This is a genomic window from Acinetobacter sp. NCu2D-2, assembly GCF_001647675.1.
In the GTDB taxonomy this organism is placed as follows: domain Bacteria; phylum Pseudomonadota; class Gammaproteobacteria; order Pseudomonadales; family Moraxellaceae; genus Acinetobacter.
This window is the reverse complement of the sequence record NZ_CP015594.1, coordinates 274,971-298,093: the sequence shown is the minus strand read 5'-3', so window position 1 is coordinate 298,093 and position 23,123 is coordinate 274,971. Positions and strand designations below refer to the sequence as shown.

Annotated in this window: 19 protein-coding genes and 1 pseudogene; 5 read left to right on the top strand and 15 right to left on the bottom strand. The window is 41.4% G+C overall.

Annotated features, from left to right (window positions below):
- Positions 1-137: 137 nt before the first annotated feature.
- A pseudogene (gene ovoA / locus A3K93_RS01360) lies at positions 138-2,313 on the top strand (5-histidylcysteine sulfoxide synthase).
- 45 nt (positions 2,314-2,358) lie between these two features.
- On the opposite strand, the gene A3K93_RS01355 reads toward ovoA, so the two are convergent.
- Entirely contained in the window at positions 2,359-2,610 is a 252-nt protein-coding gene (locus A3K93_RS01355) for a DUF2789 domain-containing protein (protein ID WP_005232362.1), read from the bottom strand.
- Between the two features lie 156 nt (positions 2,611-2,766).
- On the bottom strand, positions 2,767-3,417 hold the full coding sequence (locus tag A3K93_RS01350) for an HAD family hydrolase (protein WP_067728227.1): 651 nt from the start codon (positions 3,415-3,417) through the stop codon (positions 2,767-2,769).
- A gap of 181 nt (positions 3,418-3,598) precedes the next feature.
- Here A3K93_RS01350 and A3K93_RS01345 point away from each other — a divergent pair, with 181 nt between their 5' ends.
- Both A3K93_RS01345 and ptsP read left to right on the top strand, forming a co-directional pair.
- Positions 3,599-4,081, top strand: a complete 483-nt coding sequence (locus A3K93_RS01345; RefSeq protein WP_067728225.1) for an RNA pyrophosphohydrolase — start codon at positions 3,599-3,601, stop codon at positions 4,079-4,081.
- Between the two features lie 86 nt (positions 4,082-4,167).
- Complete coding sequence (gene ptsP / locus A3K93_RS01340; RefSeq protein ID WP_067728223.1) at positions 4,168-6,465, top strand: phosphoenolpyruvate--protein phosphotransferase; 2,298 nt, start codon at positions 4,168-4,170, stop codon at positions 6,463-6,465.
- A 68-nt stretch (positions 6,466-6,533) separates the two neighbouring features.
- Here the strand turns inward: ptsP and A3K93_RS01335 are convergent, their stop codons facing one another.
- Positions 6,534-6,743, bottom strand: a complete 210-nt coding sequence (locus A3K93_RS01335; RefSeq protein WP_067728220.1) for a DUF7230 family protein — start codon at positions 6,741-6,743, stop codon at positions 6,534-6,536.
- Between the two features lie 497 nt (positions 6,744-7,240).
- On the opposite strand from A3K93_RS01335, the gene A3K93_RS01330 reads away from it, so the two are divergent.
- Positions 7,241-8,761, top strand: coding sequence for a catalase (locus tag A3K93_RS01330; RefSeq protein WP_067728218.1), 1,521 nt, complete (start codon positions 7,241-7,243; stop codon positions 8,759-8,761).
- Between the two features lie 66 nt (positions 8,762-8,827).
- Here A3K93_RS01330 and A3K93_RS01325 read toward each other — a convergent pair whose 3' ends face one another.
- The 8 genes from A3K93_RS01325 to hcaE form a co-directional block, all read right to left on the bottom strand.
- A complete protein-coding gene (locus A3K93_RS01325) occupies positions 8,828-9,769 on the bottom strand; it encodes a cation diffusion facilitator family transporter (RefSeq protein ID WP_067728217.1) in 942 nt (313 codons plus the stop codon).
- 176 nt (positions 9,770-9,945) lie between these two features.
- Positions 9,946-10,860 carry a DMT family transporter gene (locus A3K93_RS01320; protein WP_067728214.1) on the bottom strand — a complete coding sequence of 305 codons (915 nt, stop codon included), beginning with the start codon at positions 10,858-10,860 and terminating at the stop codon, positions 9,946-9,948.
- A gap of 88 nt (positions 10,861-10,948) precedes the next feature.
- Entirely contained in the window at positions 10,949-12,178 is a 1,230-nt protein-coding gene (gene hcaD, locus A3K93_RS01315) for a 3-phenylpropionate/cinnamic acid dioxygenase ferredoxin--NAD(+) reductase subunit (protein WP_067728213.1), read from the bottom strand.
- 4 nt (positions 12,179-12,182) lie between these two features.
- Positions 12,183-13,148 (bottom strand): 3-carboxyethylcatechol 2,3-dioxygenase, encoded by a 966-nt coding sequence (locus A3K93_RS01310; RefSeq protein ID WP_067728211.1) that lies wholly within the window; start codon positions 13,146-13,148, stop codon positions 12,183-12,185.
- A gap of 69 nt (positions 13,149-13,217) precedes the next feature.
- Positions 13,218-14,033 (bottom strand): 3-phenylpropionate-dihydrodiol/cinnamic acid-dihydrodiol dehydrogenase, encoded by an 816-nt coding sequence (hcaB, locus tag A3K93_RS01305; protein WP_067728209.1) that lies wholly within the window; start codon positions 14,031-14,033, stop codon positions 13,218-13,220.
- A 2-nt stretch (positions 14,034-14,035) separates the two neighbouring features.
- Positions 14,036-14,362 carry a 3-phenylpropionate/cinnamic acid dioxygenase ferredoxin subunit gene (gene hcaC / locus A3K93_RS01300; protein WP_067728207.1) on the bottom strand — a complete coding sequence of 109 codons (327 nt, stop codon included), beginning with the start codon at positions 14,360-14,362 and terminating at the stop codon, positions 14,036-14,038.
- Complete coding sequence (hcaF, locus tag A3K93_RS01295; protein ID WP_067728205.1) at positions 14,362-14,880, bottom strand: 3-phenylpropionate/cinnamic acid dioxygenase subunit beta; 519 nt, start codon at positions 14,878-14,880, stop codon at positions 14,362-14,364. Before hcaF ends, hcaC begins: the two co-directional genes overlap by 1 nt.
- Entirely contained in the window at positions 14,877-16,244 is a 1,368-nt protein-coding gene (gene hcaE, locus A3K93_RS01290) for a 3-phenylpropionate/cinnamic acid dioxygenase subunit alpha (RefSeq protein ID WP_067728203.1), read from the bottom strand. The genes hcaF and hcaE overlap by 4 nt, the downstream gene beginning before the upstream one ends.
- A 281-nt stretch (positions 16,245-16,525) precedes the next feature.
- Here hcaE and hcaR point away from each other — a divergent pair, with 281 nt between their 5' ends.
- A complete protein-coding gene (gene hcaR, locus A3K93_RS01285; RefSeq protein WP_067728201.1) occupies positions 16,526-17,425 on the top strand; it encodes a DNA-binding transcriptional regulator HcaR in 900 nt (299 codons plus the stop codon).
- A 400-nt stretch (positions 17,426-17,825) separates the two neighbouring features.
- On the opposite strand, the gene A3K93_RS01280 is transcribed toward hcaR, so the two are convergent.
- The 4 genes from A3K93_RS01280 to dmpG all read right to left on the bottom strand — a co-directional run bounded on the left by A3K93_RS01280 (position 17,826) and on the right by dmpG (position 23,121).
- The gene (locus A3K93_RS01280; protein ID WP_067728199.1) at positions 17,826-18,686 is read right to left on the bottom strand and encodes an alpha/beta fold hydrolase; all 861 of its coding nucleotides are present in this window, start codon (positions 18,684-18,686) and stop codon (positions 17,826-17,828) included.
- Positions 18,687-18,964: 278 nt separating this feature from the next.
- On the bottom strand, positions 18,965-20,218 hold the full coding sequence (locus A3K93_RS01275) for an OprD family outer membrane porin (protein ID WP_067728197.1): 1,254 nt from the start codon (positions 20,216-20,218) through the stop codon (positions 18,965-18,967).
- 467 nt (positions 20,219-20,685) lie between these two features.
- Complete coding sequence (locus A3K93_RS01270) at positions 20,686-21,990, bottom strand: IS4 family transposase (protein WP_067728195.1); 1,305 nt, start codon at positions 21,988-21,990, stop codon at positions 20,686-20,688.
- A gap of 111 nt (positions 21,991-22,101) precedes the next feature.
- Positions 22,102-23,121, bottom strand: a complete 1,020-nt coding sequence (gene dmpG, locus A3K93_RS01265; protein WP_067728192.1) for a 4-hydroxy-2-oxovalerate aldolase — start codon at positions 23,119-23,121, stop codon at positions 22,102-22,104.
- Positions 23,122-23,123 lie beyond the last annotated feature (2 nt).

Below are 23,123 nucleotides of genomic sequence, written 5' to 3'. Positions count from 1 at the left end.
ATCATGCAGTGAATATTTCAATTCACTGCATTTTGTTACTTAACTCACTTAGAACCGCTGTTCCCTTTGAATTAATTTAGAAGCATTCCATTATAAAAATGATCGGAAGCTTTATAAATTATTAGGGAGTTTTCCAAATGAGTTTAGACTCAAACCCTTGTACCAAAATCAATAATAACGATACCTTCCAATCACCTCATTTAGAGCGTCCTGCTTTATATCTGTTAGATACACCGTCTTTAAATTTTCCCGATACAACGACTGCACGAAGAGTTCTACGCGAATACTTCATTAATACCTTTGATACCTATACCTGCTTATTTGAATGTCTCAAAAACGACAATGCCTATTTTGTAAAACCTATTGCACTTCGGCATCCTCTCATTTTCTATTTTGGCCATACCGCCACTTTTTTTATTAATAAATTACTGCTCGCCAAATTAATCAGAGAACGAATTAACCCGATTTTTGAAAATATGTTTGCCGTTGGTGTAGATGAAATGAGTTGGGATGATCTCAATGAGCAACATTATGATTGGCCAAGTGTGTCCGCCGTTCGCAAATATAGACAGCAGGTTCGCGATCAGGTTCTCCAAATCATTGATCATGCTCCATTGGAACTCCCGCTCAATTGGGAAAATCCGTGGTGGTCAATTATTATGGGTATTGAACATGAGCGAATCCATCTAGAAACATCCTCCGTGCTTATTCGTCAGCACAAACTAGAATATGTCCATAACCATCCTCTGTGGCGTGCCCATGTCCTAACTGGCATAGCACCAGATAACAGGCTTATTCCTGTACCTGCGGGACAAGTTCATTTCAATAAAAAATTTGATGATGCTTTTTATGGCTGGGACAATGAATACGGCGAACATCAAGCCGATATCGACGTATTTCAGGCATCGCAATATTTAGTCTCCAACCAAGAGTTTCTCGGTTTTGTGGAAAATAAGGGTTATCACACTGAGCATTATTGGTCAGAAGAAGGATGGGCTTGGCGAAATTTCGCTGAAGCGGAACATCCAACTTTTTGGCATTGGCAAGATCATCAATGGCAACTCCGTACCATGCTTGAACGCATTCCTATGCCTTGGGATTGGCCGGTTGAAGTCAATTATCACGAAGCAAAAGCCTTTTGTCAGTGGAAATCTGAACAAATGGGAGTGTCCATTCGCTTACCCACTGAAGACGAATGGTATCGACTCTATGACCTCAGTGGCTTAAGTGATGCGCATAATGATAAAAATGCGAATATTGCGTTGAAATATGCAAACGAATAGTTGTCCTGTTCATCATTTTCAACACGGTAATTTTTACGATGTTCAAGGCAATGTATGGCAATGGACTGAAACCCCAATTTATCCATTTGAAGGATTTCAAGTTCATCCTATTTATGATGATTTTAGTACGCCTACCTTTGACGGCAAACACAATTTGATTAAAGGTGGTTCATGGATTTCTGCCGGTAATGAAGCATTGTCGAGTTCTCGTTATGCCTTTAGACGACATTTTTTCCAGCATGCAGGTTTTCGCTATGTTCAATCTGAACAAGCCTTGACTCAGTTTCAATCCCACTATGAAACGGACACTTTGGTTTCTCAATATTTAGAATTTCAATATGGCCCAGAATATTTTGGAGTGGCCAATTTTGCCAAGACCTTGGTCGATATTGCACGACCGTATTACCAGCTGAACACTTGTCAAAAAGCCTTAGATTTAGGCTGTGCTACAGGACGGGCGAGTTTTGAATTGGCTCGCGACTTTAAACATGTCACATGTTTAGACTTTTCAGCCCGCTTTATTCAACATGGTGTAGAACTAGCGCAAGCTAAAACTTTACGCTATACCATACCGACTGAAGGTGAATTGGTTGACTATAAGTCCTGTTCATTAAAAGCCGTCGGTCTTGAGGATGTTGCATATAAAGTTGAATTTGCTCAAGCGGACGCATGCAATTTAAAAGCAATTTTCACCGATTATGATTTTATTTTGGCTGCCAATCTGATTGATCGGCTCCACCATCCACGTGACTTTTTAACACAGATTCATCAGCGTCTTAAAATTGGGGGGATCTTGATGTTGACCTCGCCTTATACTTGGCTTGAAGAACATACACAACGCTCAGAATGGATAGGTGGATTTAAGCAGGCGGGAGAAAACCTGAGTACCTTAGAGGGCATCAAAGCTTTACTCAGCCCACATTTTGAAATGCTGGACGAACCTGTGGATATGCCTTTTGTGATCCGGGAAACAGCGCGTAAATATCAACATACCCTGTCCCAAGTAACTTTATGGAAACGGATACAGTAATGCCCCAAATGAAAAAAGCCAATCAGTTGATTGGCTTTTTGTTCACTACTCAATTCCGCTAGTGGCATCCTCATGCAGAGATTCATTGAGCTGATCCACCACAATGGCCCATTCTCCATCTGAAGCAATTTTTTCAGCCAAGAACTGGCGCTGCGCATCTGACCAGTACGGCGCCTCCATCAGGTTCACATCTTTGGGTAATTGATGCTCATGAATAAATTGGGCAATCCCTTCTGCACTTGAATCCAGACCTAACTGTGCAAATAAATGAGTCATACGCGGTCTAACTTGGGTCATTTTCATTACCTCAGCGCTTGCTATCGTTATTGTCGACTTGCTTTATTTGTTCTAAGCATAGCATGTTTATTCAGCAACGGGCATGTCAAAAAGTACCCTCTTCTGCTTATAAAAAAGCACAACCGAAGTTGTGCCTGATTAAATCGAACGAACTGCTTAAATCGACCAGTCTTGAATTTGCCAGCCTTGTTCGGTAGCTAAAGCCGCTAAACGGTCATCTGGGTTCACTGCAATCGCATGATCAGCATATTCAAGTAAGAAACGATCATTGATTGAATCTGAATAAGCCCACGACTCTGTCACATCACGACCAGCGAGCCATTGTTCCAAACGTGTCAGTTTGCCTTGTTGGTAACATGGGACATTGATCACTTTACCCGTATATTTCCCTGCGACCACTTCTGCATTGGTGGCAATAATTTCAGTAATTCCAAATTCACGGAAAATCGGTGCAGTAATAAAGTCCGATGTTGCAGTAATCCCCACCAGTTCATGACCTTCATCTTTATGACGTTGAATCGCTTTAAAACCTTCAGGACGCATTTGTGGGCGAATCACTTTTTCCATAAAACGCTGATGTAAGGCAGTTAAATAGTCATTGTCATGCTGAGTTAAAAATTCAAATACAAATTCGTTATAAGCAATCGGGTCAAGCTGTCCTTTTTTATAATCCTCATAAAATTTATCGTTCATGGCACGATGATGAATGGGGTCGACCAAACCCTCGTTGACCAGAAACTCACCCCACGAATGGTCCGAATCTGTATTTAATAAGGTGTGATCAAGGTCAAACAGTGCCAATTTCATGAAAATACTCGTAAAAACTGAAATTTAAGAAAAAAATTGTAAATCTATCTCCGCTAGTCGATAGAAATTCGTTAAGATCATAGCAATTTTAACATTTTTAAACTTTGCTTTTTTCGTGTTGGATATAGAAATAAAAATCCCCGTGAGCAAAGGCATAAATTAAACAATTTTTAGGTGCCAAATGATCGACTCTGAAGGTTTCCGACCGAACGTCGGGATCATTTTGGCAAACGATGCTGGACAGGTTTTATGGGCAAAACGCATTGGTCACAATGCATGGCAGTTTCCACAAGGGGGGATCCAATATGGTGAAACTCCTGAGCAGGCACTCTTTCGTGAGCTAAGAGAAGAAGTTGGCTTACTGCCTGAACATGTCCAAATTATCGCGCAGACCAAAGGGTGGTTGCGCTATCGTTTGCCACATCGATACATTCGTACGGATTCAGATCCGGTATGTATCGGTCAAAAGCAAAAGTGGTTTTTACTCAAGCTGACAGGTTCGGCTCAGAATATTCAATTGAATTTATCTGACCCACCTGAATTTGATCAATGGCAGTGGGTCAGTTACTGGTATCCATTAGGCCAAGTGGTGAATTTTAAACGCGATGTTTACCGCAAGGCCATGGTTGAACTTTGTCAGCAATTACCAAAGGAAAAAAGCTAAAAAAATCGTATAAATATGCAGATTTTTTAGTCGGCTATTGTTATAAATAAACTGAAGATTAAAACTCAACACATGGAGTGGCCCTGATGTCGAATATGCAACTGGATACCTTAAGACGCATTGTCCAAGAGATCAATGCATCGACCAGTTTGCATGAATCGCTCGATATTATGGTCAATCATGTGGCCGATGCCATGCATGTCGATGTCTGCTCGATTTATCTTTTAGATGAGCGCAATCATCGTTATCTGCTCATGGCATCTAAAGGTTTAAATCCTGAGTCAGTTGGGCATGTATCTTTACAGCTTGGCGAGGGTCTTGTTGGCTTAGTCGGTCAACGTGAGGAAATCGTCAACCTCGACAATGCCCCGAAACACGAACGTTTCCTGTATTTACCCGAAACAGGCGAGGAAATTTATAACTCTTTCCTTGGTGTACCAGTGATGTACCGCCGTAAGGTGATGGGCGTACTCGTTGTTCAAAACAAGGAATCACAAGATTTCAGCGAAGCTGCTGAATCTTTCTTGGTGACTCTATGTGCGCAGCTTTCAGGTGTGATTGCTCATGCGCATGCTGTCGGCAATATCGACGTCTTTCGTAAACCAAGTAACTTACCTGCCTATAAAACCTTCCAAGGGATTTCGGGCTCGGGCGGTATTGCGCTAGGACGTGCCGTAATTCTCTATCCACCTGCGGATTTAGCGGCAGTTCCTGATCGTGAAGCGGATGACATCAGTGAAGAACTCGAATTATTAGATACTGCCCTCGCCTCTGTACGTGAAGAAATCCAACATCTTGATGACAAGATGCAAGATGCTTTAATGGCAGAAGAACGTGCATTGTTTAGCGTATTCCTACGTATGCTCGATGAAAATGCCTTGCCTGCGGAAATTAAAGAATTAATTCGTGAAGGCAATTGGGCACAAGGTGCTGTTCGTATTGTCATTGATAATCACGTAGCACAATTCGCGCAAATGGAAGATGAATATCTGCGTGAACGTGTTGCGGATTTAAAAGATTTAGGACGCCGAATTCTTGCGCGCTTACAGGTTGAAGATGCCAGTCACCGTGAACTTACCGATGAAAGTATCTTAATTGGTGAAGAAATCTCAACCGCTGCATTGGTTGAACTCCCTGTCGATAAAATCGCAGCCATTGTCACCTCTGAAGGGGCAATGAACTCACATATGGTGATTGTGGCACGTGCGCTCGGTATTCCAACCGTTGTTGGGGTGACTGAACTGCCAATTAACACGCTTGATGATGTCGAGATGATTGTCGATGCTCACCAAGGTCGTATTTTTATTAATCCACCACGACGCCTGCGTACCCGCTACAAAGAGATTCAAAAAGAAGAAGAACAAATCGCAAAAGACTTGCGTCAGTACGAAACCAAAGATGCCATTACGCCTGATGGTGTTGCAGTACGTTTATTTGTGAATACAGGTTTGATGATTGACGTTGTTCGTGGTGTGCAACGTGGTGCCAAAGGTGTGGGGCTGTATCGTTCAGAAATTCCCTTTATGCTGCGCGATCGTTTCCCCGGCGAAGAAGAACAACGCTCTATTTACCGTCAGCAGCTCAGCCACTTTGCTAATAAACCGGTGGTCATGCGTACCCTTGATATTGGCGCGGACAAAGACCTACCTTACTTTTCGATTGAAGAAGAAAACTCAGCACTGGGCTGGCGTGGTATTCGCTTTACCCTCGATCATCCTGAGATTTTTTCCTCACAAATTCGTGCCATGCTTAAAGCCAGTATTGGGCTGAATAATTTGCATATTTTGCTGCCTATGGTCACCAGTGTCAGTGAAATTGAAGAAGCGTTATACCTGCTTGAGCGTGACTGGGCTGCTGTTCAGGAAGAAGAACAGGTCAAAATTACCAAACCAAAAATCGGCATTATGGTTGAAGTGCCAAGCGTGCTATATCAAATTGATGAATTTTCAGAATTTGTTGATTTCTTCTCTGTTGGCTCTAATGATTTAACTCAATATTTACTGGCCGTTGACCGTAATAATCCACGTGTTGCTAGCGTGTACTCGCACTTGCACCCTGCAGTCCTCAGAGCGTTGTCACGTCTTGTTCAAGACTGTCATCGCAATGAAAAACCGGTCAGCATTTGTGGTGAGATGGCTGGAGATCCACTTTCCGCGATTTTACTGATGGCAATGGGCTTTAATACGCTGTCGATGAGTTCAAGTAATATTCTGCGTGTGCGTAAAGCCATTTGTCATGTACCTATGGATGATGCGAAAGAACTCTTGGATCATGTGCTTCAATTCGATAACCCGCTGATTGTGAAAAGTTGTATGGAACACTACTTTAGAACACACGGTTTGGGCGATATGGTGAAGTCTTCAACTCGAATTGTCGGTGCTTAAAAGGACGGTTTCGATAGATATAAAAAAGAGATTGTATAGAAAAATTTTCAAGTTTAAAGTCAATTACATCAAGCAGCTTTAATGTTGGGTAAACAGCTAAGTTCTGATATTAAAAAAGGGCGATCTTCATGAGAATATCGCCCTTGTTTATGTTTACTATAACCACGTTTCAATGCCTTTTTACGGTCTATAAAGACTTGGCTTTGATTCACTTCATACATATGTTTTGCCACGAAGTTATGTTCGACTCGTTTTAATTTCAATTGTTTTTCTGCCATTTAATTTCACCTATTACAAACAAGACCTGTTGTGATGAATCCCTATTTAGGGACGCTGATCATACGCCATTTTGTACAATATTCAAGCATTTTTAAAACATCAATATCAGCATCAAAATCGAAAATTTAATCTCACAACAATTACATGATTATTAATAATTTTTAATTACTTCAATGCTTCTTGCTGTCCATATTATTTTCCGATAAACACGAACAAATAATCCCATAGGCATTTAAACAAATTGTCATTGTCATATTTTTATAAAAAGCTTTAATAGAACAAGGTCTTGAAGAAATTTAAATACGGTTCATTTAATTTTGAATATTTTCTACAAGATTACATAAGTCCAACAAGCCAATCGGATGAAATATAGATATTTCGCAGGTCTGGCTTACACTGATTTACACAATGTTTAAAGTCGAAAACAAATTTGCATGCTAAATCTTTAATGTACTTTTTCGACTTATATAAAACATTATAAAAATGGAGACTCGCCATGAGCGATGACGCTAAAAAATGTCCTATGACGCACTTAACGACTGATGCTGGTGCACCCGTTGTCGATAATCAAAATAGTATGACCGCAGGTCCTCGTGGTCCTTTACTTGCACAAGATCTTTGGCTGAATGAGAAACTGGGGAACTTTGTTCGCGAAGTGATTCCTGAGCGTCGTATGCACGCCAAAGGTTCAGGCGCATTTGGGACTTTTACGGTAACCAATGATATTACTCAATATACCCGCGCAAAAGTATTCTCTGAAGTGGGTAAAAAAACTGATATTTTCGTGCGCTTCTCAACAGTCGCTGGTGAACGTGGTGCAGCCGATGCTGAGCGTGATATTCGTGGTTTCGCCATGAAATTCTATACCGAAGAAGGTAACTGGGACTTAGTCGGTAATAACACCCCTGTATTCTTCCTACGTGATGCACGTAAGTTCCCGGACTTAAACAAAGCGGTAAAACGTGATCCAAAAACCAATAAACGTAGTGCAACCAATAACTGGGATTTCTGGACACTGTTACCTGAAGCACTGCATCAAGTCACCATTGTGATGTCGGATCGCGGTATTCCAGATGGCTATCGTCATATGCATGGTTTTGGTAGCCATACCTTTAGTTTTATTAATGCCAATAACGAGCGTTTCTGGGTGAAATTCCATATGCGTACTCAGCAAGGCATTAAAAACCTGACCGATGCTGAAGCTGAAGCACTGATTGCGAAAGATCGTGAAAGTTCACAAACAGACTTGTTTGATGCAATCGAACGTGGAGATTTCCCGAAATGGAAAATGTACGTACAAATCATGCCTGAGTTGGATGCAGAAAAAGTCCCATATCACCCATTCGACCTTACCAAAGTTTGGCCGAAAGGCGATTATCCATTGATTGAAGTGGGTGAATTTGAGCTGAATCGTAACCCAGAAAACTATTTCCAAGACGTTGAACAAGCCGCATTTGCACCAAGCAACCTGGTTCCAGGTATTAGCTTCTCGCCTGACCGTATGCTTCAAGCACGTTTGTTCAACTATGCTGATGCTGCGCGTTATCGTGTGGGCGTGAATCATTATCAAATTCCAGTCAATGCGCCTCGTTGCCCAGTGCACTCAAATCGTCGTGATGGTCAAGGTCGCACAGATGGTAACTATGGTGCACTTCCTCACTATGAACCGAACAGCTTTAGTCAGTGGCAAGAGCAACCGCAATACAAAGAGCCACCACTGAAAATTTCAGGTGCTGCTGATCTTTGGGATTATCGTGAAGATGATAATGACTACTTCAGCCAGCCACGTGCATTATTCAATCTGATGAATGATGAGCAAAAGCAAGCGTTGTTCAACAATACTGCGGCAGCTATGGGTGATGCACTCGACTTTATTAAGTATCGTCATATCCGCAACTGCCATATGTGTGACCCTGCGTATGGTGAAGGTGTAGCTAAAGCACTCGGTATGACCGTTGCTGATGCGCAAGCCGCACGTGCGACTGATCCTGCTCGCGGCAATCCTGGTCTGCTCTAAATCATTAGACTTGAGCAAAATAAAAAAACCACCTTATAGGTGGTTTTTTTAAGACTTAAATTAGACTTAGACACGCCCCTGCGTACGTTCAATCCATACCGCTTTAGTTTGTGGCTTCACAAACAAGGCCACAATTTCAGGATGCATTTTTCTAATTTCAGCTTCAATGCGGTTAACGCATGCTTCAATCTCATCAGAAGTCAGGTTGTCTTTAAACTCTAAACTGAGCGATGCGATCACCTGATGTGCACCAATCTGTTCGGTCAAAACCCCATTGGCATTTAATACCGCTGAATCATGTCCTGCAATGTGCAACACATTTTCCCGAAGTTTGGGATCTGCAGTTTCCCCAAGCAATAAACCTTTTGTTTCCCGTGCCAATAAAAATGCAGAAACCGCCAAGATCACACCAATGAGAATAGATGCTACACCATCAAGCTCAGGCATGTTGAGTTGATGTGCCAAGAAAATCCCAATGAAAGCAATAAACAAACCAATTAGTGCTGCCGTATCTTCAAATAACACGGTAAAGGTGGTTGGGTCTTTACTGCGACGGAAGGCTTCAAAATAACCCAAGTTCCCTTTTAGACGACGGAAAGTTTTTAATGCGACAAACCATGAAATGCCTTCACAGATAATGGCAAAACCTAAAACTAGATAGTTAATCATGGGATTTTGCATTTTTTCGGGCTGAAGAATATGTTGAACCCCTTGATAAATGGACACAATCGCACCCAATGCAAATACCATCAGTGCCACAATAAATGCCCAAAAATACAGTTCACGTCCATAACCAAAGGGATGTGTGGTATCTGCAGGCTGTTGGGATTTCTTCATCCCGTACAACAGCAATATTTCGTTCAGGGTATCAACCACCGAGTGAATCGCTTCACTCAGCATTGCAGAACTGTTGGTGATATATGCCGCTACAAACTTCACCAAGGCAATGGCCAAGTTCCCAAATAGCGCTGCATAGACCACGATCTTATTGGAATGTGCATCAGACATGCTAAAACTGTCCTAAAATAAAATGATCAAATGGATTGATCTTATGTATCAACATCTTAAAACTTTAGAATTTAGATTTGTTTTACAAATTGTTGTTCTTTACGCTAAATGTTCAGGAAAGCAACATTGCTTTATTTCGTTTAAAAAGAAAAAAAGAGCCTTGAGGCTCTTGATGCTTATGATTTTAATTTGGAAAAATACTGCTCTTTCCATTCTTTCCAGAAGTACATCACGATACCCAGCATGACGACAGCAATGCCAGCGAAGGCGTGACTACTAATTACTTCATGATTTAAAGTCGCGCCCAGTATCAAGGCAATAATCGGGGTCATCACATTACTTAACGATACGGTAGATGCCGCCAAGCGACGAATTAGCCAGAAGTAACACAGCATTGCCACGATAGAAGACAAAATCATGGTAAAGCCAAAACCAAATAAGGCTTGTGCGCTCGGCAACTGTGTCGGAAAGGACTGCCAAATAAATGGAATTATCAGGAATGAACTGAGTGATGAAACAATCAAAGAACCTGTCGCTTGTGACATCGGTTTGAGTGGTGCATTGATTTGTTTCACCCAAAAGATCGAACTGATATACGACACCATACTAATTAACATCAGCACAATCCCCCATGGATTGACCTTGCTGTCCGCAGATTCAGCGAAGACAAAACTTAAACCACCGACAGCCACAGCCATCCCGAGCCATTGCAACCAAATCAGCTTATGAGTTTTTAAAATCACATGACCGATTAAGCCCGCAATTAAAGGTGAAAAACCAAAAATCAGTGCCATTAAACCTGAAGTTAAATAATTCGCTGCCAAGTAGATAAACAACTGTGCCCCGATCAGGTTGAGACTGCCTGCGACATAGCTCATCATTGAGGTTCGATCAAAAGGCAACGGATTACGCATGATGCCTAGAATCGCCAAGGCCAAAAGTGAAGCCCCAAAATAGCGAATGATCAGCACCCACATGGGTTGTATCTCTGCCACACTCCATACAATCGCTAAAGGCGTTGCGGCCCAGATTAAGACCAATAAAGCATAAATACTTGCCGTAACGATGATGGGAGATGTGTGTGTATTCATAGGCTGCTCAAAATTAACTCAATACTTTTTATAGGCACATAAAAAGCAGACCTAGGTTGCCCGAGGTCTGCTCATTTGTAAACGATGATTACTTCACCAGCTTACGTAGATCTTGACTCAAATCTAAATATTTTTCTGCTTCAAATGCCGCGTTTTTGCTGATCAATTTTTTCAAATGACGCATTTCTTTGGCTGCATTCACGGTAATACCACCGACAATCACACCATCAGTCACACCGAAGAGTACAAATGAAGATTCAGCACCCAACTCAGGTTTGATTTCACCACGTGCAATCCATTCGCTTGCAGCCATATCACCCACAAATTGATAGTTGATATTGAGTTGGTCTGTCCAGAACCATGCTGGATTTGGTGTCGGATGCTCAACACCCATCACATGACGTGCAAAGATGCCTGCTTGAAGGTTAGCATTTTCCCAAGTTTCGACACGGCGATGATTGCCACAAGCACGAAGTTGCGTTGCTACGTCACCTGCGGCATAGATATCAGGATTTGAGGTTTGACAGTTTTCATTCACTTTAATCGCAAACTCAACATCCAAACCCGCATCAATGGCAAGCTGAGCATTTGGCACGATACCAATACCGTAAACAACCGCATCCGCACGAAGTTCTTCACCATCTTCTAAAGTGACAACGACTTCTTCGCCATCCAATTTACAATCTGCAATCGCAGTTGAAAGACGAACATCCACACCAGCTTGTTTTTGCTGAGCCAATAAGAATTCACTCAAAATGCGTGGTGATGAACGACCCATCACCATTGGACCCATTTCAATGACAGTCACTTCACATTCTTTGTAACGTGCACTTGATGCAAGCTCAAGACCAATCACACCACCACCGATCAAGATAATACGGCGACCCGGTTGCAATACTGGAACTAAAGCTTGTGAGTCTTCAAGATTACGCAGTGTATAAACGTGTTTACCGAGTGCATCAAAGTTTGGTAGACGACGTGCTGCACCACCTGTAGCAAGTAGCAACTTATCATAAGCCACCACATCACCATTTTGCAGTTCAACGCTATGTGCTTCTGCGTTGATTTTCTCAACACCGTTACCACGAATCGTTTCGACACCGAGTTCTGCCAGTTTTTCTTCTGACAAAATTTCGATTTTGGTTTCCTCAGGTTTTAAAATCACATCTTTAGACAAAGGTGGACGTTCATAAGGTAAGTGTTGTTCATCCCCAATCAGGATAATTTTACCTTCATACTTGTTGCCACGAAGTTCTAAGATTGCGCTCGCGCCTGCTTGACCAGCACCTACAATCACGATAGTTTCGATGTTGCTCATGTCTTTAACCTTTTAATTCCGCAGATACGATGCCGAAGCCCGCAATCCACTCGCTAATATCTTCATAGCAGTGAGTCGTCATTTCGTACTCACCCACTTCATTTAATGCTGCAAATGCGGCCATCCAAGAACGGACTTCTTGCCCACCACGACCACCCTCAACACGAATTTCAGCTTCAGTCATGGCTTCCATGGCAGCAAAATCGGCTTGCTTGAATTTCTCAAGCAACGCAATGTCCCACTCAGGATTCAAAGGCACAGCGACAGAAGTATCACCCGCAGCGAGTTTTTGACCCACAGCAATGATTTTTGACTGACGCGCGTTACGTGCTTCAGGTGTTGGGTTACGACCTGCAATCAGGAACTCTTCCACTTCAGGTGGTACAGAACCCATTTGTGGTGTCGGTGGATCATGTGAAAGACCACCTGTACCTAAAACAAGCACACGTTCATTTTCAAGGTTTAATGACTTGATGAACTGCCCTACTGCACGACCTAAGGCAATGGTACGCTTAGTGGTTGGCATTGGTGCTGCGGCGCCGTTAATGAAAATTGGAATCGTTGGATAACGATCAAGTTGACCACTACATAAGAAATGTAAAGGTTGAGTCACCCCATGGTCTGCTTGCATACGATATGAATAAGCAACATCCACACCTTCATCCAATACACGTCGCACAAGTCCTAAAGCTTTTTCTTCAGGGACATCAATACGCGCATTGTCCTTACCATAATCCCAATCGCCGGCTGCAGTGGCACGAATACCGACACAGAAACTAGGCATGAGGTCATAGAAGAAACCATTAAAATGGTCAGGACCAAAAGTGATGATTAAGGTTGGATCATAAGCTTTGACTTCAGCAGCCAATTGCTCAAACGCTTGACGTACTTTTTGCTCTTGCGCTTGATCTTGCGGTGCAGCAAATTCCATTAAAGGACTGTGTGAAGCACAAATCAGTTTAACGGCCATGAGATACTCCTGAATAGGAAGGCAGCCAAAATTTGGCTGCCGAGTAAGTCCATTTATGTAGACAAGATTTTATTCGTCAAAGAAACCGGCACGTGGTTGACGTAAACCACGAATACCCAGACCACATTCTGCGTTGATCAGAACACCGGTCAATGGACGGTTATTTTGACGTGATGCCAAGAGAACATATGAACCTGTCATATCTTCAGGCTCAGGTAAGAAGTTCAGTGGCATGCCACGGGCAATTTTCTCAGGGTCACGTGCATCAAGTAGACCAAGATTTTCCTGACCTAAAGATGCAGCTCCTTTGATATTGACATTCATACCTGATGGCGCAACAGCATTCACTCGTACTTTAGGCGCAAGCTCATAGGCCAATTCTTTCATAATACCCACACCGGCATGCTTAGATGCAGTGTATACAGGGCCTCCGCCTGCGGAGTACAGTGCCGAATTAGACAAAGTAAATATGATAGAACCTTCAGAAGCTATCAATGCATCTAGTGCAGCTTTGGCACCTAAGATGAGTGATTTGGTATTAATACCCATGATTTCATCAAAGGCTTTTTCCAGTTGTTCGCCTGAAGTATTGACGATATCTGCATAATGATCCCAGATACCTGCATTACCCACGAAACAATCGAGTTTACCGTAACGCTCGACAGTGGCTTCCACTGCACGCACGTTATCTTCATAGTTGGCCACATCACCTGCGATCGCAAGCACGCGGTCACCAAAATGTGCTTTCAATGCATCAACTTTCGATTGTGAACGCTGAAGAACGGCAACTTGTGCACCCTCCTCAAGGAAACGCTCAACCAATGCCCAGCCGAGGCCTGAACCACCACCAGTGATAAGTGCAACTTCGCCTTGTAGCCAACCCATGATTACTCTCCTGCCATTTCTACAAATAACTGACCATCTTCAACAATCACTGGGAAAGTTTGGATAGGATCAGTCGCCGGTAAGCAAAGTGCTTGACCAGTTTTCAAACAGAAACGTGCTGAATGCAGTGGGCATTCCACAGTACCGTCGTCTTCCAGGTAACCTTCCGACATAGACGCATTACCATGTGAACAACGATCATTCATCGCGAAGAATTCGCCGTTGTTATTGAATACTGCTAAAGCTTCAATACCATTTACGCCGCAATCTACTTTTAGCGCTTCGCCTTCATCTAGTTCGTCAACTTGGCAAACAAAAATCTTATTCATTAGAAGAACACACTCAAGTTGTGGGAGTTATAAGTCACTTGGTCTAAAGTGATTTTACGGTTGAAGATTTGGAAGCCTAGGCCACCTTCAACTTTACGAATCTTGTCGTGACGTTTACCGCAGTAAATCGTTACGTCTTTCTCTTTTTGTGTACGGTACAAAAGATAAGTCACGTACACATCGTATTCGCCTTCGACTTCAGTCGGCTCAACAATCACGTTACTCACCATGTGAGTGGTACGTGATGGAGGCTCTTCAGCCCAAGCCATACCTGTTTCCAGACGTGCAACACGACGTTCCAACAAATCTTTGGTATCGTTAAATACCCAAGTTGTTGGTGGCTCAATTGAGCGGCGACGGTCACGCGTTTGTGCGTTTGGTGTTGTACGTAGCGTGTAAGAAATGTCTTCAGCTAACGTGTCTAACCAATCACGGAATTTCCAGTCATCAAGAAGCTTAGCTTCTTGATAGAGGAACTGACTAATTTGGTGATGAAGTTCTAAACTGATCTGACTCATTTCATAAGCTCCTTCTCATATTCGTCAGCTGCTTTTTCCACGTCTTCCCATGATTCATGGATCAACAAGTCTGCCCAACGACGGTACATGCCGCGTGCTGCAGTTTCAGAGAAGATGTAGTTGGTAATACCCGGAATACCATCTTCACGTACTTTTTCGTTGCCTTTACCCATTTCCATAATCAATTGGTTTTGACGTGCTTTATAACCACGTAAAACTTTTTGAATTTCGATCCAGTTTTCAGAGTCATCTTGCTCTAGGAAACCAGCAGGACCGAAGGCACGTGTTGCAGAACGTTCAAATGCTGCTTGTACGTCCTCTGGAGCGTCTGCATCACAGATACAGAATGCCCATACTTCAGTTTTGTTTGGACCACGTGGGTGCCATACACGAAGAGTTGCTGTACCGTTCAACCAAGACAATGTTGGGAACATGGTGTTGTGACCCGCTAAACGAAGCGCACGAGTTTCACCTAAGCGTTCTTTGACTTCTTCGTAAGTTTCACGGAAGTAGTTCGCAACTTCACCATCCACCCATACGTTTGCATCTGGTTTTTCTGTGAAGAAGAAGCCTGAACCGTGACCACGTGAACCGTATTGGATCGCGTCTTTCGCAGTTTCCCAAACTGGACGAGCAGTTTGTGCAGCACCTAATTTCTTAGATGATTCGTCGTCTGGTTTTGCACCAAGTACTTGAATTGCAGAAGCATGAGAGAACAATGCGTGGTATTGGTCAGATGCAAACTGTTCAGCTGCAAATTTCCAGTTACATTCGATTTCCCATTTGTGTACACCGCCAACAATGACAGTACCACCTTCACGACGGTCAAGAACGCCGTCTAGGTACCAAGCGATGTCACCCATGTAATCTTCTAGGTCAGGTGTTGTTTCATCCCAGCAACCAAAGATTAAGCCTTTATATGATTTAACACGGTTAACTTCTACCAGACCCCATTGCTCTTTACATGCACCGTGTGGGAATGCACGTTCTTCAAGTGGGATATCTTTTAGAGAACCGTCAATACCGTAAGACCAGCCGTGGTATGGGCAAGTGAATGCACGCGTATTACCACAGTCTGCGAAACTCACACGCATAGAGCGGTGACGGCATTGGTTTAAGAATGCTTTAATTGAGCCATCTTTTTGGCGTGCCACGATAATAGGATCTTCACCCATGTAGGTATTGAAGAAGTCACCCGCTTTAGGGATTTGACTCTCATGGCAAAGGAACAACCAAGTACGGCCGAACACACGTTCAAGTTCAAGCTCGTATAGATCAGGGTCGGTATAGATAGATGGCGTGATACGTCCATTTTGTGCATCGACTAAAGCGTCGATTTCGCGCACATCAATTTTTCCACTCATGAAAAGCTCTCCTGTGACCGGTATTGGCACAAAGTAAATTGACTCAACTTTTCAACGATGATGGATTTGAAGGCGATTTTCGGGAAATATTTTTTTTGTTTTGATTAATAGCTTAAAGCAATAATTTGAGTTGATATTTTTACTATTAAAACACCCTTTAAAAGCACTTTTATATTTAGTTTATGAATACCAAAATAAGCTTCACCGCATAGTATTTTATGCTCTATACTGCGAAAAATTCATAGTAATACATTTTTTGGATTACTCATCAGGATGGTCATATGGAATTACGACATCTCCGTTACTTTATTACCGTTGCTGAAGAATTAAACTTCAGTAAAGCGGCATTAAAGCTGTACACAGCGCAACCTTCGCTTAGCCAACAGATTAAAGATCTTGAAGAAGATGTTGGTGTAAAGCTGCTCCACCGCACGAAACGTAAGGTGGAACTGACCGAAGAAGGTGCTGTGTTCCTTGAGCAGGCACGTCTTACACTTGCACAGGCGGATAAAGCCATTGCGATGGCACGTCAGGTCTCACAAGCTAAGCAACAAATGCTACGTATTGGCTTTGTCCCTGTCGCTGAGATGAAGATCTTCCCTTATGTCCTTCCGAATTTACGTGTTCAAAACCCTGAGCTTAAGATTGAGCTACTCAGCTTAAACAACACTGAGCAAATGAAGTTGCTAAAAAAAGGTGAGCTAGATCTGACCTTTACTCGTCATAACTTCAACAGTGATGAAATTGAAAGTCAGTTCGTCATTCGAGAGCCGTTAATTTTCATTTTGCCTAAAGACCACCCTTTGGCAAAATATGAGCGAATTCCAGTTAAAGCATTGAATGGAATAGATTTTATTATTCCTTCTGCAGAGCAATCTTATACTTTGCATCATGCAATTTTAGATTTTGCTAAAGCCAATGGCATTGAATTCAATATCGTACAAAAAGCCGATAACATCTTGTTTAACATCAACTCGATTGGTATTGGTCTTGGTTGTACCATCTTGCCGGGCTATATCGCGCCATTAACCATGAATAATACCGTGATTCGCCCATTAGATATCGAGCTCCCATACTTAGATTTGTATGTCAGCTATCGTAAGGAAAGCAACTCTACTGCAGTGAGGAAGTTCCTAGAGTTATTGACGCGTGTGTTCTATCTCGATATCAACCGTGACTAAATTTAATTTTAAGTAAAATATTTGCTTACTAAACATGTCTAACATTCATCGTTCAGACATGTTTTTTTATTTTTAGCCTCTATTTTGATTATTTTTCAGACAAACAAACCAGTAAAATTTCATACTGAAATGGTATTTTTCATACTTTTTTTGGTATTTTTTCCGCTATTGAAGTATCTTTTATTGCTTATTTTTTGTACCAAATGAGCCATGTTTACAACTTAAGTCTAATAAAAATTAGACAATTCCATCCCGCAATTTAGACTTAAAAAATATTTAAATATCAATGTTTAATACTTAATCATGTGTAATTGAGAATAACACTCATTTATCCAAATTACCCAATAGTCTTAAGATAAAAAAAGGATGACCGAAGTCATCCTTTTAGATGTTTAGGCGATTACTTAACGCCATGTACAGCAAGGTAGTTTTTAATCACAGTGTTGAACTCATCAGATTTCTCAACTTGAGACCAGTGACCACATTGGCTGAAAATGTGTGCATCCGCGTTTGGAACAATATTTAAAATATCCCAAGTACGTGACACAGGGATCACAACGTCCTGAGTACCGTGAATCAACAATACAGGAACTGTAATGTCTTTCATTTTTTCGAAATCGAGTGGGAACTCGAAACGGTCACGGTCACGCGCGCCAACCACATCCATCAAACGGTTTGAAGCATAGTCATTTGCAGCTGAAGCAAAACGTACTTTTACCAATTCATCTGTGATTAGGTCTTTGTTCACTACGAACATAGAAAGTGTCTTTTTAATACCTTCTTCGGTCAATACAGGGTTGGCATGCGCTTTAAGTGCTGCAGTTTGTTTTGCACCACCCGTACCCATAGACACAATACCCAATACACGTTCTGGATAATCAAGTGCAAGTTGGAATGCTAACCAACCACCTAATGAGTTACCCACCAACCATGTTTTTTCAATACCAAGTGCATCTAATGTACGGATCGCGTGATCTACCCATGCACGGATACCATATGCTGTATTTGGAGCAACTACAGTTTGACCATAACCAATGGTATCAATCGCGATACAACGTGCTTGCTCACCAATTGCCGGAAGGTTTAACCACCAGTTTGCAGCAGCAGATACACCTGTACCTGAACCATGCAAGAATAGAACAGGTGTACCTTCACCTACTTCGTGGTAATGCGTTAATTCGCCTTCTGCTGTTTCAATCCATTTGTCTTCTAAGCCAAAGAATGGATCTGTTTTATATTCAGGGATTTGAACAGTACTCATGATTCTTCCTCGTACAATCTTTAGCTTGCGTGTCCATCTATATACAGAATTCAACGTCAAGTTAACGCAATAAAAAATGATCGATTTACACGCTTATATTAACTGTTCAAATGACTAAAACTGATACAAAATTACGATTGTAAGCTACTTATTATGTATAATTTAATTTATTGTTTTTATTATGAAAAATGTATTTTAGAAAGGTATTAATATTTAAAAACGTACAACCTTTAAACTAAAGGGCGATACATTTGTATCGCCCTTCTTGCTAGTCCAAATTAGAACTTATAAGTGTATGTTGTTGCTACACGGTATTCTTGCAAATCAGACTTATAATCAAAGTCCGCATCAATATACATTGCTTGAACACCTAAACCTTTAAATTGACCTTCTGGTACGGTGTAGTTCAACACCAGGTTAAATTCTTCAGATTTTTGGTCTTTTTTGCCGTTATATTCAGCATCCCAACCTGTGAAGTAAACTGCAGTCGCATTAAAACCATTTAAACCTAATTCAGAAAAATCGTAGTTATAGTTAACACCTACAGATTTTTCATCTTTAAGAGTAAATGTTGCGATCCCCCAGTTTGCAAGGTAAGCACCTGGCACCCAACCACCCAATGTAGGGAAACCGTGATCACCCATCATTTGTTGGTAGTTTAGACCTACTGTATGCGCACCATAGTTCACTTTTGCACTTGCAGAAATTGCTTGGTTATCAATATCACCATACATACTGCTACCAGAGTCAGCAGTATTGAAATAGCGTAAGTGGCTATCTAGCTTCGCTTTTTCACCCAATTTGGTTTTGTAAGCTGCACCTACATAATGTTGTTGATAGATATCTTGAACATCGCCAAACCAGTAACCTGCTGTCAGCTCAGGTGTAAACTGATAATCCACACCCGCAATTAACATACCATCAGATTCAGGACCTTGGTCTGCATGACCACCCTCACGACCTAAAGTAAACAAAGTTAAATCGCGGAACTGATTGTCATAACGATTATTGATTTTATCAACATATGCTAATGTCAATTTGGTGTTTTGAATGTCTTTTGATTCTAACCATGCACCGCTAAATGTTGTCACCAACTGACGAGTTGGGTCAAAAGTGAGTACTGGAGAAATTGGTAATAACTCACCAACACGAAGTTCAGTTTGTGACACTTTTGCTTTTAAAGTTGCACCCACTTTACCAAATTGATCTTTAGATTTTTTACCATCATGCGGTAGAACATAATCAGGCTTCGTATCACGACCTTTTAATTTAAATGCGTGTTGAACCAAAAGATCTGCACCAACTTGTACCCCACCGCCAATATTGTGGTAGCCTGATTTTGCATCTAAAGTAATACCTTGAGACCATGAACCCCAATTATTTTCAGGTGTTTTTTTAATTTGACGGTCGAGATAGAAGTTTTTAAATTTAAGCTGAACCTGACTGTCATCCACAAAGTCTGCATGTGTTACAGCTGTTCCTGTTGCTGCCGAAGCAGCTAAAATTGCTATCCATAAATTCTGACGGCTCATGTTCATCTTCCTTGATAATCAGATTAAGCTAAGGTCGTATCATGCGGATTAATTCACCAAAGCAAAATCAGACTACAGTATTAAAAAATCTGACTTTCTTATGCATTTTTGCCCTCATGACCAAAGCGATTTAAATACTGTTAGAACTTTAAGCAATAACAAAAATTTAAAAGCTTTTATTTGCATGTCGGCAACGCATTAGATTCATATACTTTTAAGCATTTCATTACAGATTTTTGGGGCTGAATGAAAAATACTTATCTGTTTTATGTTTAACTAAAACTACTCAAAAAATAACTCGAATAATTAATTAATATATTAAACATATTACGTAATATATTTAATATATCAGCAAATATCAACATTCTTTATTTATTTGCACTGATAAAGCGCTTAAGCACGCTCAGATATGGTTCACACGCTAATTAAATATAAAAAAAGCGCCCTTTCGGACTAATGCCAGTCAGTTAAGAAATTGACTGGCATTTTCTTGGATATTTTTGTGCTTTAATTTTCACTACTCGCGGACATTGCCTTTGCCTTTTTTCAGGTAATACAAATATTTTAGATTGTTCAAATAATTGTGCTAAATGTTTGGGTAGATTTCCTGCTGATTCTAAAGGTGTGTGCCTTAAGATATTGATAATACTCATAGATGCAATATGGAAACTGATCCTTAAAGGACTCACCTTTGCATGTTCAGCGATAAACCTCATCTGTCTTCTTAAGATATTATAAGCAATAAATACCCCCCACAATTCTTGATAGACCAAATCAGGTTGTTTGCTTCTTAAAATTCTTGCATCCTGTAAATCACTTTTAATTTCCCGATAACACATTTCTATTTCCCAACGCTGGATATAAAGCATTGCAAGGTCTTTGAATGGATAAACTTCAGAATCTGTTAATGATGTAATGTAACGTCTTATTTTTCCTGCATATTCAACTTCAATTAAACGTGCTTCCCAATAGTCACCCAATGACGGATTTATCTTTTTTGCTCTTGCTGAAACAGGCATTTTGATCTGAAAGTCATGGGCCGCATTATGATGAATCACTTCATAACGCAGGTTGTCCTTTGCTCGCATCAACCAATGACTCTCTTCTGCCTGAGATTGCCAACTCACTAAAAAATCAGCAGAGAAGTAAGCACGATCAAATAGGGTAATACTGCGAACTGGTGCTTTTAATTGACTGGCTAAGGTTAATTCACCTTGATCCATACTGCCAATTTGGGCATCAATCATTTCATGTGTATTGGTATTCACCAGGCAAGTCGCTCTGACTTGTGGGTAAGGGGCAGCTGCTGTTTTGCCTTTGGATGAACCAAAGTGCTTAAAGTTTTCTTCTGTATGAGGCATAGACCAAACCACACCATCTACAGCACAAACGCATAGACCGTGAAAGTTGCTATATTGTTGTTGTGAGTCTTTAAACCATGCCTGACTTAATGTCGAAAATAAAGCACTCATGGGCTCTAAGCCTAAGCGCTGTCTTGCTTGTACGGATGCACTCGGTACACAGTATTCTGCCGTACCGAAAACAAGTTGCAATTGTTGAACCACATACCAAATCGGTTGATTTCGAAATAGAGCAAGTCCGATTACCAGCCAAACAACATGTTCAGCAGGCAGTTTTCTTTTTCGAATTGATGCTTTACCTGTTTGGTTTAAGCAATCTTCTATCCAGTTTAAATCAATCAATTCACTGAATTGTGAAAGTGAAGGTAGGGTTTGTTTTAATGTTAAATCTAAATTCTGAGATAAATTCATAAAAAAAGAGCGTATTTACATACGCTCTTTTTACAGTATTTTAACTTTTTTTGCTTAACTGACTGGCATTAGCCCTTTCGGACGCTTTTTAACGCTTTAATTTAAATAAAATTAAGCATTTGCTTCTTTAGCTTTAGACATGGTCAATGCCAAATCTTCGATCATATCTTCCTGACCACCCACTGTACCACGGCGGCCAAGTTCAAGAAGAATTTCACGTGCAGATACACCATATTTCGCTTCAGCGCGTTTCGCAAACAATAGGAATGAAGAGTAAACACCTGCATAACCTAAAGTTGCTGCATCACGGTCAGCACGGATTTGATGTGTCATCATTGGGATGATCAGATCTTCTGCCACATCTTGAACTTTAAACAGGTCAACACCTGTTTCAAGTTGCATACGGTTGGCAACTGCGACAAACAATTCAAGTGGTGTATTACCTGCACCTGCACCAAGACCCGCAGACGCTAAATCGACACGTGTTGCACCGGCTTGCACTGCAGATACAGAATTCGCCACCCCCATACCTAAGTTATGGTGACCATGGAAACCGATTTCGATGTCTGAACCTAGGTTTGCACGTAAAATGCCAACACGGTCAGTCACATCTTGCGGCAACATATAACCAGCAGAGTCAGTCACATAAACACAGTTTGCACCGTATGACACCATTTTTTGCGCTTCTTCAAGTAGTTTTTCTGGAGAAGCCATGTGTGCCATCATCAAGAAGCCCACAGTGTCCATGCCAAGTTTACGTGCAGCAGTAATATGTTGTTCAGAAACGTCAGCTTCAGTTGAGTGAGTTGCCACACGAATGGTTGCAACACCAACATCATGTGCCATTTTCAAATGATCAACCGTACCAATACCAGGCAATAAAAGTGCAGACACTTTTGCTTGTTTCAGGTTTGGAATAACCGCTTTTAGGTATTCTTCATCAGTCGCTGCTGCAAAACCGTAGTTAACAGAGTTACCACCAAGACCATCACCGTGTGTTACTTCGATTAACGGCACACCTGCGTCATCAAGTGCAGTTGCGATTGCAACCATTTGTTCAGGTGTTGTTTGATGGCGCATTGGATGCATACCATCACGTAACGTCATATCATTAATAATAATTTTAGACATGA

What these genes read in the sequence shown, in the direction of transcription:
- hcaD (WP_067728213.1), bottom strand. Translation starts at nt 12,178, where the DNA reads ATGAGCAACATCGAAACTATCGTGATTGTAGGTGCTGGTCAAGCAGGC.
- A3K93_RS01280 (WP_067728199.1), bottom strand. Translation starts at nt 18,686, where the DNA reads ATGAGTACTGTTCAAATCCCTGAATATAAAACAGATCCATTCTTTGGC.
- hcaR (WP_067728201.1), top strand. Translation starts at nt 16,526, where the DNA reads ATGGAATTACGACATCTCCGTTACTTTATTACCGTTGCTGAAGAATTA.
- dmpG (WP_067728192.1), bottom strand. Translation starts at nt 23,121, where the DNA reads ATGTCTAAAATTATTATTAATGATATGACGTTACGTGATGGTATGCAT.
- A3K93_RS01355 (WP_005232362.1), bottom strand. Translation starts at nt 2,610, where the DNA reads ATGACCCAAGTTAGACCGCGTATGACTCATTTATTTGCACAGTTAGGT.
- hcaE (WP_067728203.1), bottom strand. Translation starts at nt 16,244, where the DNA reads ATGAGTGGAAAAATTGATGTGCGCGAAATCGACGCTTTAGTCGATGCA.
- A3K93_RS01345 (WP_067728225.1), top strand. Translation starts at nt 3,599, where the DNA reads ATGATCGACTCTGAAGGTTTCCGACCGAACGTCGGGATCATTTTGGCA.
- A3K93_RS01335 (WP_067728220.1), bottom strand. Translation starts at nt 6,743, where the DNA reads ATGGCAGAAAAACAATTGAAATTAAAACGAGTCGAACATAACTTCGTG.
- A3K93_RS01320 (WP_067728214.1), bottom strand. Translation starts at nt 10,860, where the DNA reads ATGAATACACACACATCTCCCATCATCGTTACGGCAAGTATTTATGCT.
- A3K93_RS01275 (WP_067728197.1), bottom strand. Translation starts at nt 20,218, where the DNA reads ATGAGCCGTCAGAATTTATGGATAGCAATTTTAGCTGCTTCGGCAGCA.
- hcaF (WP_067728205.1), bottom strand. Translation starts at nt 14,880, where the DNA reads ATGAGTCAGATCAGTTTAGAACTTCATCACCAAATTAGTCAGTTCCTC.
- A3K93_RS01325 (WP_067728217.1), bottom strand. Translation starts at nt 9,769, where the DNA reads ATGTCTGATGCACATTCCAATAAGATCGTGGTCTATGCAGCGCTATTT.
- A3K93_RS01310 (WP_067728211.1), bottom strand. Translation starts at nt 13,148, where the DNA reads ATGGCCGTTAAACTGATTTGTGCTTCACACAGTCCTTTAATGGAATTT.
- A3K93_RS01270 (WP_067728195.1), bottom strand. Translation starts at nt 21,990, where the DNA reads ATGAATTTATCTCAGAATTTAGATTTAACATTAAAACAAACCCTACCT.
- A3K93_RS01330 (WP_067728218.1), top strand. Translation starts at nt 7,241, where the DNA reads ATGAGCGATGACGCTAAAAAATGTCCTATGACGCACTTAACGACTGAT.
- hcaB (WP_067728209.1), bottom strand. Translation starts at nt 14,033, where the DNA reads ATGGGTTGGCTACAAGGCGAAGTTGCACTTATCACTGGTGGTGGTTCA.
- hcaC (WP_067728207.1), bottom strand. Translation starts at nt 14,362, where the DNA reads ATGAATAAGATTTTTGTTTGCCAAGTTGACGAACTAGATGAAGGCGAA.
- A3K93_RS01350 (WP_067728227.1), bottom strand. Translation starts at nt 3,417, where the DNA reads ATGAAATTGGCACTGTTTGACCTTGATCACACCTTATTAAATACAGAT.
- ptsP (WP_067728223.1), top strand. Translation starts at nt 4,168, where the DNA reads ATGTCGAATATGCAACTGGATACCTTAAGACGCATTGTCCAAGAGATC.